Origin of the sequence: Coraliomargarita sinensis, from assembly GCF_003185655.1 — a bacterium.
Lineage (GTDB): Bacteria > Verrucomicrobiota > Verrucomicrobiia > Opitutales > Coraliomargaritaceae > Coraliomargarita_B > Coraliomargarita_B sinensis.
In genome coordinates this window covers 171,004-183,303 of the sequence record NZ_QHJQ01000001.1, presented here as the reverse complement: position 1 = coordinate 183,303, position 12,300 = coordinate 171,004, and the positions used below count along the sequence as shown (strand labels likewise).

Sequence of the window (12,300 nt, the reverse complement as noted above, 5' to 3'; positions counted from 1 at the left end):
GACGTGGCGAACAGACGCCTCGATAAGTTTAAACCTTTAGTCGCCCTCGGCGTCTTTCTTGTGGCGTGGTGGGTCGTGCCGATCGGGGTGAAGGCTTTTCTCAAAGCGAGCTTCAGCGAGTTTCAAGCACCGGCCTGGGTCGCGAGTTCCTATCTGGAAGACCTGGAAGGCTTTTGGGCCCGACGCATGCACTCGAAACGAGAGCTCGAGCTGGCCGGACAGGAGATCGCCCGTGCGAAATCCTACTATCAGTTCAACGCTCAACGGGCAGAGACGCTGCAGGCGGAAATCCGACGACTCGAGGCAATCCTCGACCTGCCCAGTCGCCGGGAATACCGCTACGAAGTCGCCCGTGTGATCCGTCGTGATTTGAGCGCCTGGTGGCAGCATCTCATCCTTCGCAAGGGGCGGGATTATGATATACCGAACGGGGCCGCAGTGGTTTTTTCCGGCGGGGTGGTCGGTCGTGTGGTCGAAGTGAATGCCTTCACCAGCCGGGTCGAACTGATTTCGAGTCCGAATTTCAGAATGGCGGCCCAATTCGAGGGTGACCCGCGCCCCGTCGTCTACGAAGGAGTGCCCCAGTCCGGTTTCGGTGATCCTGTTGGACGAGTGAGTGACGCCCCGCAGGACTTGATGGCCAATTCCAACGATCCGCTCCAACTGGTATCCACCCATCTGGGGGGCACCTTTCCCCCCGGTCTATCGATCGGGGAAGTGGTCTGGCTCGAACCCGGCAGCACGGGTATTTTTCAGGCGGGCGAAGTTGCCCTTGATCCGGATCTGCTCAGTTTGCATGAGGTGGCCGTCCTAATACCGCTCAACCCCATTGAGATCGAAAGTGATGCTCCTTGATCCCCGTGCCTTGATCATGTTCGGCGCGAACGCGCTGCTGCTCTACCTGACCCAACTGGTGAATTCGGGTATGGCCGGGTGGCCGGTCTACCTCTTCCTGCTTGGTCCGATGATTGTGTTGCCCGCACTCTATTTACGGCACCAGTCCTATTTTATTTGCACCCTGCTTACGGGCCTTTGGGTGGATGCCTCGTTGAGTGTGCCCTTCGGATTTTTCACGATTCTTTTCCTGATCGCCGGAGCGATGATTTTCTCGGTCCGGATACGCTTTCGCGCGGAGCACAACTACCATCCCATCCTTTTGGCGCACGGCATTAACTTCTTCCTCCTCGTTGCGCTTACTGTTGCGACGGGGCGTGAATATTTTGGTGTCGCAAGTTTTTGGATACAAGTGGTGACAACTTCATTGTCGTCGCATCTGGCACTGCTCATTATCGCGCCGTGGTTTTATAATTTGGAGCGGCAGTTGTTTGAAATTTGCCATCTGGAAACCGAGCCGGAGGACTTGCCCTTGTTATGAGTCAGGTTGATGTGCATCGGGGGGAAAACCCGCGCATCCTTTTTTTCTTTTGGATCATCATCGCAGCGACGCTGGTGCTTCTTGTCGGGCTTGGCTGGCGTCAACTTGTCGCGAGCAGGAAATATGAAGAGATCGAGAAGCGGCAAACAGAACGCCGTATTCTCAATCCCGGGCCGCGCGGCGATATCTATGACCGGAAAGGAAATCTCCTTGTGGGCAACCGCGCGCACTATTCCGCGGTGGTTTATCTGGACGACCTTCGGCCCGAGTTCCGGCGTGAGTATGCCAACATTATCCGGGCGGAGCGAACACGCCTGCAGGAAGAATACCAAAGCACGCCTCAGGCGGACCAGCCGCAGGAACCGCCGATCCCGGATTATTACCAGTTACAGTGGACGGCCCGGGAAAATGTAATTCAACGTTACATTGACGAGATCAACCGTATCACCGGACGGGATGATTCGTTGTCGATGAATAAAATCATCCGGCACTTCAACGAGCAGCTGCTTTTGCCCCTGCCTCTGGTGGAAGATTTGAATCCCGATCAGTATGCGCGCCTGGTGGAACAAGTGCCTGTCGATTCACCGATCAAAGTGCATACCGGCACGGCCCGTTACTATCCTTACGGAACAGCGGCGGCACATACCCTGGGCTATGTGCAAAACGTCACGCCCGATCCCAGTGAGTTCCCCGATGATGGGATTAAGACTTTCACCTTTAAGAAAAAAGTGGGCAAGACCGGGCTGGAGCGCTCCTTTAACGAGCTGCTTTCCGGGATTGCGGGAACGGAATTGTGGCGGGTCGATCCGCTCGGGTTTCAGGATACCCGCCTCGAGATGGTGGCCCCGCAACAAGGCGGTGATCTGATCACCAGTATTGATATCGACCTGCAACTTGCCGCGGAGACCGCTCTCGGGGAACGCAAAGGGGCCGCCGTGGCCATCGACATTAAGACCGGGGAGGTGCTGACGATGGCGAGTCATCCCAGTTTCGACCTCAATGACCTCAGCCCCTATATCCCGCGAGCGACCTTCGACGATATCAACGAACGTGGCGCCTGGTTGAACCGCGCGGTGCAACTTTCCTACCCGCCCGGTTCGACGTTCAAGCTGCTAACGACGATTGCCGGCATGCGGGCCAATACGATCGGGCCCGAAACACAGCACGATTGCCAGGGGGTCTATCGCGTGGGCAACCGGATCTTTCGCTGCCATGCGCGCTATGGACACGGGGTGGTTGATACGGCCGCAGCCATCGAGGGGAGTTGTAATGTTTACTATTATGCGGAAGGGCTTCGGATGGGAATCGACGTGCTCAGTGCGGAGGCCATGCGTTTCGGCCTGGACCAAAAGACAGGCATCGAGTTGCCCTATGAAACCAGCCGGATCGTGGTACCGACAAAATCATGGAAACGCGAGCAAGTCGGCGCGGGCTGGGTCCCGGGCGATACGGCCAATACCGCGATCGGTCAGGGCTTTCTTCTGGTGACCCCGTTGCAAATGGCATCATTTATGGCCTCTCTGGCACGAGGAGAAACACGCACCCAGCCGACCCTGCTTGCACTTTCCCCGGAAGAAGCGGGCAAGGTTGCTCATGGCGGCGAACCGATTGGGTTGAGCCGTGAGAACTGGCTGGCGATTTGGGAGGGCATGCAGCGGGTCGTCGGAACCGACGGAACCGGGCGCCTGGTGCAAATCGACGGCTTGCGAATTGCCGGGAAAACCGGCACGGCGGATTTTCGGGCACATGGTGAAGAAGTGAATCTGGCATGGTTCATCGGTTGCGCCCCGGTCGAGGATCCGCAGATTGCGGTGGCTGTGATGGTCGAGGGATCCAGCGCAGCGGATAGCTACCACGGCGGTTCCACCGCCGGGCCGGTGGCAAAGGATATTTTCCTCCAGTTTATCGAAGAATACCCCGAGCGGGCCGGATTCCCCAGTGCGGAATGACGCAGGCCGGGCACAACAGTTCACCTTGGTGGGGCTTGCTGGCGGGTGTCACCACCGCGCTGCTTTGGGTGCTTTCCATTCCGCCCTTCGACTTTGCCGAGGCCGCTTACATCGCCTTCGTGCCGCTTTTGCTCTGGCTTTATACCGTGCCGAGGGGGAAAGTCTTTTGGTTCCTGGCTTTCGCCACTGGATGGGCGAGTTGGTTTTCGATCCTGATTTGGCTCCGCCACGTGACATGGGTTGGCACTATATTGCTCAGTGCCATCCTGGCTTTGCTTTTTGTGCTATGGGTCGGGTTGGCCCGGTTTTTGATCCCAAGGCTCGCGGAGCGCAGTTTTGGGGCTCGGGTGCTGGGCTTCGCCGGGCTGGCGGGGTTTTGGGTCTTCATTGAATGGATGCGCACCTGGCTCTTCTGGGGCTTCCCCTGGGCGCCTCTGGCGCTCAGTCAGTGGGAGCGGCCCGTCGTCCTGCAAATCTCCGCCTGGAGTGGGGCTTATGGCGTCTCCTTTCTTTTGATTTTTTTCAACTGCTGCGTGGCCCAGACCTTGCGGCACCGCTTCGTTCGCCGCGAGCGCAAGATGTGGACAGGGTGGTTCAGCCCCGACCTCTACATGGGCATGGCTTGCCTGGGTCTGTGCCTCTATGTTTTCTTTTATTCTCTGCCAAAGCCGGATTCGTCGCAGGAATGGTTCACCGCCGGGGTGGTTCAACCTTACATCGCCCCGGAATTGAAATGGGACAGTGATCGTGAAAAAGAGAATCTCCAGGTCCTCGAGAAGCAGACCCGATTTGTCGCCAGCCTGAACAACGACGTCCTCTTATGGCCTGAAGCCGCGGCTCCCTGGCCGGTCATCGGGTATCCGGAAATGAATGCGCGGGTGCTCCGCCTGACAAAGGAAATTGATAAACCAATCCTAATGGGTGGCCTCACTTACGAGAAGGAAGGGGACTTGTGGCATAATGGAGTGACTCTGGCTTATCCTTCGCCCGCGATGTCGGAGGACGTTTACAGGAAACGGGAACTGGTGCCCTTTGGTGAATATGTGCCCAAGCCGTTTCATTTTATCGTCGAGAAATTCGTCCCCCTGGAGGGCAATTTCTCGCCGGGAAGTGGGCCGGCCCTGATTGCACTGGAGCTAAAAGAGCAGACTTTTAAAATCGGCTCACTGGTCTGTTACGAGGATGTCTTTCCTGCTCTGGCTCGCGAGAGTGCCAGGGCCGGGGCGCAGGTCTTTTTTGTGGCGACGAACAATGCCTGGTATGGAGAAGAAGGGGGCGCGGAGCAGCATGCGGCGCATTCTGTCCTCAGGGCGGTGGAAAACCGGCGGCCGGTGATGCGTTGCGGGAATGGTGGTTGGAGTGGCTGGATTGATGCCTACGGCACGATACGTGACGTACTTTATGATGAGAACGGGAGTATCTACTTTCGGGGAGGAGGCAGCTACACGGTCTCTCAGTACTCTGATTGGGCGCGCCAGCAGAGCTTTTACACTCGCCATGGAGATTGGTTTGTCGGTCTGGGTGGCGTTTTCGCCTTCGTGGCCCTGCTGCCCGGATTCCGGCCAAGAAAAAGCCCCCCGGCGTTTCCACCGGAGGGCATATCCTAACAAACAACAGTCTACAAAACACTATGATTCATCTGCCGCGTTTTCGGCGAAGAACTCCTGAAGCACTTCCATCTTCTTTTGTTCGATGTTTTCCTGATGCACTTCTTCTTTCGTTCTTTGACGCTCGTTCTCCGTCATAATGCGGCGCATTTTGTGTAAAGCTATATTCTGAATCTGGCGGACCCGCTCACGCGTGATATCGAAGCGTTCACCCACTTCCTCAAGAGTCAGCGGGTGGTTGCCATCCAGTCCAAAGCGCAAGTGGATGATTTCCGCTTCGCGGTCTTCCAGTTGACTGATGACCGACTTGATATCATTGCTGACCGACTTTTCCTGAAGGTTTTCCAGCGGACTGGCTTCATTTTCGTCGCCGACCAATTCGCCGAAAGTCGTATCTCCATCTTCACCCACAGGCGCGTCCAGAGAGGAGGGGCGAACACTGACAGACTTCAAATGTGCCACCTTGTTGATGGGGAGGTCCATCGCGTAGGCAATTTCCTCGTCGGTCGGTTCACGGTCCAGTTCTTCAGCAAGTTCGCCGGTTATCTTGCGCATCTTGGCAATACGATCAACGAGATGCACCGGCAGGCGGATGGTTTTGCTCTGATTGGCGAGTGCGCGCTTGATGGATTGCTTAATCCACCAGGCTGCGTATGTGCTGAGCTTACCCCCCTTGGAAGGATCAAAACGCTCGACGGCTTTAACCAGTCCAATGTTACCTTCGCTGATTAGGTCGAGTAGAGGGAGCCCGAAATTATTGTAATCATGCGCAATTTTTACAACCAAGCGCAGGTTGGCCGAAATCATGTGATCCCGTGCGGATTTATCCCCTTTCTTTATGCGTGCAGCCAGCTCGATTTCTTCTTCTTTGGATAACAGAGGCGTCTTACCGATTTCCTGCATGTAAGTACGCATAACATTCCGATCAGAAGAAGGGAGCTCACGAACATCAGAAACAACTTCGGCGTTGTCAGTTTGTGAGCGAGGAACGCCGCTCAAGCGGTTTTTGTAACGGGGAGCTGCTTGTGCTTGTGCCATAGTAGAAATAATGTCGATGTTACAACCGTCTGTGATGTGAGAGACGTGGGAACGTAAATTGTTCCCGTGTTGTAAGAAGATATCGACGATTATTCTACAGGCTTACAGTAAAGGGCTAAATTTTGAACATTTCTTCAGCTGTTGCGACGGCCTTCAGCATGGCCTTGGCCTTATTCACCGTTTCCATGTACTCGCTTTCAGGCTCCGAATCGGCCACGACACCTGCTCCGGACTGGATGTAGATCTTTCCGTCCTTGACCACTGCAGTGCGAATCCCGATGGCAGAATCGTGATTTCCTTCGAACCCAAAATAACCGATGGCACCGCCGTAGACGCCGCGCTGGGACTGTTCGAGTTCCGAAATGATCTGTAGCGCCCGGACTTTCGGGGCTCCACTTAGTGTGCCGGCCGGGAAAGTGGCCCGCATCAGGTCATACGCGGTGCAGTCGGGCCGGATCGTCCCCCCGACCTGCGAAACAATGTGCATAACATGTGAATATCTTTCGATTACCATGTAATCGGGCACGTGAATGGAGCCGTATTTGCAGACCCGCCCGATGTCATTACGGGCCAAATCGACGAGCATGAGGTGTTCAGCCCGTTCTTTGGCGTCGCCAAGGAGATCTTTTTCCAGTGCCAGATCCTCGTTTTCGTTCGCCCCACGGTGCCTCGTGCCAGCAATGGGGCGGATTTCCACCTCATCGCCTGTCAGGCGGACGTGCACCTCGGGAGACGCACCCACGACAGAAAAATCCCCGTCTTCCAGCAAAAACATGTAGGGAGAGGGATTAACCATGCGCAGGGCACGGTAGAGATCGACGGCAGTCGGCTCAAAAGGTTTCTCAAATCTTTGGGAAAGAACGGTTTGTATCACATCCCCTGCGCGGACATAATCCTTCACTTTCTCCACGGCAGCCTCAAAATCCGGCTGGGTATAGTTTCCGGGAGGAACGGTGACTTCACCCGGCTCGCAGAGTTCGCGGTGCCCCAGTTTCTGCTGTGTTTCAAGTTGTTCACATATTTTGTGAATTTCTTCACAGGCAAGGTCATATGCCGCGCCCGGATCACCGTCGATCTTGGCGTTGACGCAGATTCGCAGTACCTGATGGGCGTGATCGAAAATCAGCACCGAATCGGTGATCATGTAGTAAAGAATCGGCAGTTCCAGGGGGTTTTTGGCAGGCTTATGAATCGTCGGCTCAACGTAGTGAATGTACTCGTGTCCCACGTAGCCGACCGCGCCGCCGTTGAAGGGGGGCATGCCCGGGGTCTTCACCGGCTGGTATTGCGCCATTTCCGCCTCAATGACCTTCAGGGGATCCTCCGGCGTGGGGCAGCACTCGGTCCGGCCATCCTTGTGCGTGATTTTGACCTCGTCTTCGTAAATCCGGAAAACCTTTCGCGGATTCGCCCCGAGGAATGAGTAGCGGCTGATCCGCTCGCCCCCGACGATGGATTCAAAAAGAAAGGCCGGACCTTCCGAGCGGATCTTCGAATAGGCGCCGAGCGGCGTCTCGCAGTCCGCCGTCATGTCCAGATACACCGGCACCGTGTTGCCCTTGGCGGCAAATGCTTCGAAGTCGGATCTGGATGGCTGGATGTGCATGGGTGCAAAGGTATGAGGTCAGGGATTGTTCCGAGGAGCGCAGTAACGACAAGACCGGATTTCACTGTGTGAAAGTCCGGAACACGCTCAATATCGAATATCCCGAATCAGGCGGGAAACAATTCCGAGAAGTGGCGGTTCGCGCGTTTCAGAGTCTCTTCGATCTCATCGCCCATAACCGTAAAGTGTCCCATCTTCCGGCCGGGCCGCGCTTCACCTTTATCGTAGAGGTGAAGTTTGCAACGCGGGTCATTCAACAGTGCGGACCAATCGGGCTCACCTTTTTCCCATACGTCTCCGAGTAAGTTGATCATGACGGTCGGCCCGTGCAGCTCAGTCGACCCGAAAGGCAAGTCCGTAACGGCGCGGATGTGCTGCTCAAACTGACTGGTGAAGCAGCCCTCAATGGTGTAATGCCCGGAATTATGCGGGCGGGGAGCCATCTCGTTGACGATCAGTTGACCGCTTTCATCGAGAAAGAGCTCGACCGCAATCAGGCCGACGACATCGAGCAAATCAGCAATCTTGCAGGCGAGCGCTTCGCCCGCCCGGCGAGTGGCGCCGGTCACACGTGCGGGCACGATTGAAGCGTGCAGGATGTGGTCGACGTGTACGTTTTCCGCCATCGGCAGGGTGGACTTGCTTCCGTCCGCCTTGCGGGCGCAAACCACGGAGAACTCCCCGATATGGTGTATCCACTTTTCCACGACAACGCGCGGCGGCTTGCCCAGAAAGTCCCAGAGGTAGTCGCAGTCCTCTGACTCGTGTTCGGCGTTCAGCTTGATTTGCCCCTTTCCGTCGTAGCCGAAAGCAGCGGTTTTGATCACACAGGGGAAACCGATGGCGGTAACGGCGGCCTTAAGGCTTTCGGCGGAGTCCGCATATTCAAAAGGCACGCAGGGTAGGCCGCTCGATTTGAGAAAATCCTTCTCCCGCTGGCGGTGCTGGCAGATATGGAGTGCCTGCTTGCCCGGCATGACAGGTTTGATTGCGCTCAGTGTGTCGATAACTTCGGCAGGAATGTTTTCAAATTCGAGGGTAATGATATCGACGGATTCGGCAAAGCGCGTCAGTGCGGCCTCGTCGGAGTATTCCGCATTCACCTCACGGTCGGCGACCATGCCTGCCGCACAGGGCCCTTTGGGTTCAAAGACGACGAAGCGGTAGCCGAGCGCTCTTCCGGCGAGGATGAGCATCCGACCCAGTTGGCCGCCTCCGAGGATACCGATGGTGCTGCCCGGGCCGATCATGCTTCTGTATTCACCGCCTCGACCACATTTTCAGTCTGTGCCTGACGATAGGTTTTGAGGTGAGCACTGACGCTTTCGTCGCTCAGGGCCAGAATGGACGCTGCGGAGAGGGCGGCATTTTTCGCGCCGGCCACACCAATCGCCAAGGTCATGACGGGCACGCCGGCCGGCATCTGTACGATCGAAAGCAGGGAGTCCTGGCCACTGAGGGCTTTGGACTGTACCGGGACTCCAAGCACCGGCAGCTGTGTGATGGCCGCCGTCATTCCAGGAAGGTGGGCGGCACCGCCAGCGCCGGCAATAATCACTTTGATCCCGCGGTCTGCCGCCGTCTCGGCATATTCGTAGAGACGTTTCGGCGTGCGGTGCGCACTGACGATTTTCGTCTCGTAGGGAATCCCGAGCTGCTCAAGCAGCGTGGCTGCTTCCTTCATGGTGCTCCAGTCGGACTGGCTGCCCATGATGATGCCGACAACGGCTTGTTTCTCATTCGCGTCCATGTGAGCAGAGAAGCAGTTTCCCGCCACGAATCAATCTTTGTTCTATGGGTATACGGCAAACTGCAGAACGATTGTATGTGTGCAGATCGGGAGATCTGCGTTCCCGGGTGCGCAAATCTCCGGATTTGCAAGGATTGTGTGCGGCAAAGAGCTCTCGGGACCGCGACTAGTCATCCTTCAAATAAGTTTTTCATTCGAACCTCCCGTAGCGATGGTGCGCGAGTACCGTCTTTCGCAATGAGAAATAGCATGCGCGTTGGACTTGGCTAGCGCCAGTTCGCTACAGTGAATGAAAATACTTACTTATTTGAAGCGTTACTACTTATCCTTGTCGTCTGCTTTTTTGTCCTCTTCTTCGCCTTTTCCGGTCAGTGATTCGCCGACTTTCGGGTGAACTTTATCCATGATGAGCTGCTTGAGCTCTTTGGCAAAATCGTCGTTTTCCGCAATGTACTGCTTCGCGGCTTCGCGGCCCTGGCCGATCATCTCGCCGTTGTAGGAAATCCATGAACCCTTCTTTTCGAGGAGCTTGTGCTCGACACCAAGGTCGACGAGGGAACCGCTTAAGGAGATGCCCTCGTTATACATGATATCGAATTCACAATCGGTAAACGGCGGAGCGACTTTGTTCTTCACGACCTTCAGTCGGGTGCGGTTGCCCACCACTTTGCCGGCGGCTTCTTTGATCTGGCCGATCCGGCGGATGTCCATGCGGACCGAGGAGAAGAACTTGAGGGCACGGCCGCCGGGTTGGGTTTCCGGACTACCGAACATCACCCCGATCTTTTCACGGATCTGATTGGTAAAGAGCACCACGCATTGCGTCTTGCTGATGGCGGCGGTGAGGCGGCGCATGGCCTGACTCATCATGCGGGCCTGAAGACCGACGGTGGTATCGCCCATCTGCCCGTCGAGTTCGTTCTTGGAAACGAGAGCGGCGACGGAGTCGATCACGATGATATCCACCGCGCCCGAACGAATAAGCGTCTCGGTGATGTTGAGGGCGTCTTCACCGCTTTCCGGCTGCGAGACCATGAGGTTGTCCAGGTCGACACCGACCACTTTGGCATAACGGGGATCCAGCGCGTGCTCAACGTCGATAAAGACCGCGTTGCCCCCTTCTTTTTGAGCCTGAGCAATGGCGCTGAGACAGAAAGTCGTCTTACCCGAGCTTTCCGGACCGTAGATCTCGCAGATTCGCCCCCGGGGCAGGCCGCCCGTGCCGAGGGCCAGGTCGATGGCAATCGAACCGGTGGAAATGACATCGACCTCCATCTTGGTGGCCTCGCCGAGCCGCATAAGGGCTCCGGGGCCGAATTGTTTGTTGATCCCGGAAATCGCAAGGTCGAGATTCTTACGATCGCCTTCAGGGGTACGTTCGGATTTTTGGACAGCTGTTTTCGTGGGCATGATTTAATGTTTTTGGTGAAAAATTCTGATTTGCAAATCAGATTGATGCGGGATTACGGCTTAGCAAGGGTAAATGTAAATTTGTTCACTAATAATCCAATTGACCCAATCGAACAATTGGGACAGTTAGGAGAATTGATGGATTCGGTCAAAGCATCTTATTTCAAAAATCATTTCGGTGCCGTTTTGGATCGTGCAGGGCAGCGGGCGATCCGCATTGAGAGGCGGGGACGAGCTCCTGCTATTTTGATATCAGAGGCGGAATACCGGGCCATGCAGCAACGGAGCTTGTCATCGGCTGACCAAAATGCCGCCATGGAGGGTCTTAGGGCACTGGCCAAGCAGGCTGGTGTTGCAGACCTGACCCAGATGAGCGTGGATCCGAGAGCTAAGGCGATTTTGAAGAAGCATGCCAAGCATGAGGCACCGTGATGCGGCTCGTTTTTGATACGAACGTTTTATTGGACATCGCTTTAGGGAGGCAGCCCTTTGCAGCATCGTCATTGGAAGCTTACGAAAAAGTGCGAGCCTCCGGCGATTTGCCACTGGTAGCGCCGCATTCATTGGCCACCTTCTACTATATCGTAGCACAGGCTTACGACAGAGTCCGTGCGAACAAAGCAATTAAGGATTTGTTGACGACTTGCGAGGTGACCGCCTTTAACGACGACAGCGCGCTTCGGAGTTGTGAGTTCGGTCTGGCTGACTTTGAGGATGCCATGGTGGTTTCTGCTGCGGTACTCAGCGAAGCGGATCTGATTTTAACGCGTAACGAAGCGGACTTTGCCAATTCGCCAATTCCGGTTCAGAGTCCGGATGCCTACAATGAATCAATTTAAGCATATCATCTGGGACTGGAACGGAACACTGCTCGACGACACCTGGCTGTGCGTGGAGGTGTTGAACGGTCTTTTGAAGAAGCGCGGCCGTGAGCCGATCAGCGGTGAGGTTTACCGGCAGAATTTCGGCTTTCCGGTCATTCAATTTTACAACTACCTCGGTTTTGATACGGACGTGGACAGTTTTGAGAAAGTCAGCCACGAATTTATCGGTGACTACGAAGCGCGATGGCTGGAGGAGTGCACGCTGCATCCGGAGGCGCATGATGTGCTATCGAGGATGGCTGCTGCGGGGGCGACGCATTCAGTGCTCTCTGCGGCGAAGCAGGAGGCGCTGGAGGCGGGCATCCGGCACTTTGGGATCCGCGAACACTTTACCGGACTCTGCGGGACGGATAATATTTATGCCCACGGTAAAGTCGACCGGGGCCGTGACTGGATCGAGCAGCTGCATTGGGATCCGGCCGAGATTGTGCTGATCGGGGATACCCTGCACGACTTCGAGGTGGCCGAGGCCATGGGCACAGACTGCATCCTGCTCGCTCACGGCCACCATACGCCGGAACGACTTGCGGCCACCGGCAAGCCGGTGGCGCATTCACTACGGGAGTTGGTGGCGATGGTGTAGGGCTGTTGCTTCGTCCAAGGCCATGAGCTGAGTCGAATGGCGGTACCTGCGAGTCTTGCCGGGTGTTTCCGAAAGACGTAGTGCTTGGTCGGAGCGGG

General features: G+C 56.0%; 12 protein-coding genes. 7 read left to right on the top strand and 5 right to left on the bottom strand.

Going from position 1 to position 12,300, the window contains the following annotated elements:
• Positions 1–3 precede the first annotated feature (3 nt).
• From mreC to lnt, 4 genes are read left to right on the top strand one after another with little or no spacing between them, the layout of a single operon-like run.
• Complete coding sequence (gene mreC / locus DDZ13_RS00865; RefSeq protein WP_199221019.1) at positions 4–855, top strand: rod shape-determining protein MreC; 852 nt, start codon at positions 4–6, stop codon at positions 853–855.
• Positions 845–1,375 carry a hypothetical protein gene (locus DDZ13_RS00860; protein WP_146209187.1) on the top strand — a complete coding sequence of 177 codons (531 nt, stop codon included), beginning with the start codon at positions 845–847 and terminating at the stop codon, positions 1,373–1,375. The genes mreC and DDZ13_RS00860 overlap by 11 nt, the downstream gene beginning before the upstream one ends.
• A complete protein-coding gene (mrdA, locus tag DDZ13_RS00855; protein ID WP_110129530.1) occupies positions 1,372–3,324 on the top strand; it encodes a penicillin-binding protein 2 in 1,953 nt (650 codons plus the stop codon). Before DDZ13_RS00860 ends, mrdA begins: the two co-directional genes overlap by 4 nt.
• Entirely contained in the window at positions 3,321–4,931 is a 1,611-nt protein-coding gene (gene lnt, locus DDZ13_RS00850) for an apolipoprotein N-acyltransferase (RefSeq protein WP_110129529.1), read from the top strand. Before mrdA ends, lnt begins: the two co-directional genes overlap by 4 nt.
• Before the next feature lie 21 nt (positions 4,932–4,952).
• On the opposite strand, the gene DDZ13_RS00845 is transcribed toward lnt, so the two are convergent.
• From DDZ13_RS00845 to recA, 5 genes are all read right to left on the bottom strand, one after another.
• Entirely contained in the window at positions 4,953–5,969 is a 1,017-nt protein-coding gene (locus DDZ13_RS00845) for a sigma-70 family RNA polymerase sigma factor (protein WP_110129528.1), read from the bottom strand.
• 115 nt (positions 5,970–6,084) lie between these two features.
• The gene (trpE, locus tag DDZ13_RS00840; protein WP_110129527.1) at positions 6,085–7,575 is read right to left on the bottom strand and encodes an anthranilate synthase component I; all 1,491 of its coding nucleotides are present in this window, start codon (positions 7,573–7,575) and stop codon (positions 6,085–6,087) included.
• Positions 7,576–7,682: 107 nt separating this feature from the next.
• Complete coding sequence (locus tag DDZ13_RS00835) at positions 7,683–8,825, bottom strand: 5-(carboxyamino)imidazole ribonucleotide synthase (protein ID WP_110129526.1); 1,143 nt, start codon at positions 8,823–8,825, stop codon at positions 7,683–7,685.
• Positions 8,822–9,325 (bottom strand): 5-(carboxyamino)imidazole ribonucleotide mutase, encoded by a 504-nt coding sequence (gene purE / locus DDZ13_RS00830; RefSeq protein WP_110129525.1) that lies wholly within the window; start codon positions 9,323–9,325, stop codon positions 8,822–8,824. The genes DDZ13_RS00835 and purE overlap by 4 nt, the downstream gene beginning before the upstream one ends.
• A 318-nt stretch (positions 9,326–9,643) precedes the next feature.
• Complete coding sequence (recA, locus tag DDZ13_RS00825; RefSeq protein WP_110129524.1) at positions 9,644–10,735, bottom strand: recombinase RecA; 1,092 nt, start codon at positions 10,733–10,735, stop codon at positions 9,644–9,646.
• Positions 10,736–10,750: 15 nt separating this feature from the next.
• On the opposite strand from recA, the gene DDZ13_RS00820 reads away from it, so the two are divergent.
• The 3 genes from DDZ13_RS00820 to DDZ13_RS00810 are packed head-to-tail and all read left to right on the top strand — an operon-like array spanning position 10,751 to position 12,202.
• Positions 10,751–11,167, top strand: a complete 417-nt coding sequence (locus DDZ13_RS00820) for a type II toxin-antitoxin system Phd/YefM family antitoxin (protein ID WP_233246047.1) — start codon at positions 10,751–10,753, stop codon at positions 11,165–11,167.
• A complete protein-coding gene (locus DDZ13_RS00815) occupies positions 11,167–11,574 on the top strand; it encodes a PIN domain-containing protein (protein WP_110129522.1) in 408 nt (135 codons plus the stop codon). Before DDZ13_RS00820 ends, DDZ13_RS00815 begins: the two co-directional genes overlap by 1 nt.
• Positions 11,561–12,202 carry an HAD family hydrolase gene (locus tag DDZ13_RS00810; protein WP_158279719.1) on the top strand — a complete coding sequence of 214 codons (642 nt, stop codon included), beginning with the start codon at positions 11,561–11,563 and terminating at the stop codon, positions 12,200–12,202. The genes DDZ13_RS00815 and DDZ13_RS00810 overlap by 14 nt, the downstream gene beginning before the upstream one ends.
• The last annotated feature ends 98 nt before the right edge of the window (positions 12,203–12,300 follow it).

What these genes read in the sequence shown, in the direction of transcription:
- trpE (WP_110129527.1), bottom strand. Translation starts at nt 7,575, where the DNA reads ATGCACATCCAGCCATCCAGATCCGACTTCGAAGCATTTGCCGCCAAG.
- DDZ13_RS00835 (WP_110129526.1), bottom strand. Translation starts at nt 8,825, where the DNA reads ATGATCGGCCCGGGCAGCACCATCGGTATCCTCGGAGGCGGCCAACTG.
- mrdA (WP_110129530.1), top strand. Translation starts at nt 1,372, where the DNA reads ATGAGTCAGGTTGATGTGCATCGGGGGGAAAACCCGCGCATCCTTTTT.
- DDZ13_RS00810 (WP_158279719.1), top strand. Translation starts at nt 11,561, where the DNA reads ATGAATCAATTTAAGCATATCATCTGGGACTGGAACGGAACACTGCTC.
- recA (WP_110129524.1), bottom strand. Translation starts at nt 10,735, where the DNA reads ATGCCCACGAAAACAGCTGTCCAAAAATCCGAACGTACCCCTGAAGGC.
- lnt (WP_110129529.1), top strand. Translation starts at nt 3,321, where the DNA reads ATGACGCAGGCCGGGCACAACAGTTCACCTTGGTGGGGCTTGCTGGCG.
- DDZ13_RS00860 (WP_146209187.1), top strand. Translation starts at nt 845, where the DNA reads ATGCTCCTTGATCCCCGTGCCTTGATCATGTTCGGCGCGAACGCGCTG.
- DDZ13_RS00815 (WP_110129522.1), top strand. Translation starts at nt 11,167, where the DNA reads ATGCGGCTCGTTTTTGATACGAACGTTTTATTGGACATCGCTTTAGGG.
- DDZ13_RS00845 (WP_110129528.1), bottom strand. Translation starts at nt 5,969, where the DNA reads ATGGCACAAGCACAAGCAGCTCCCCGTTACAAAAACCGCTTGAGCGGC.
- purE (WP_110129525.1), bottom strand. Translation starts at nt 9,325, where the DNA reads ATGGACGCGAATGAGAAACAAGCCGTTGTCGGCATCATCATGGGCAGC.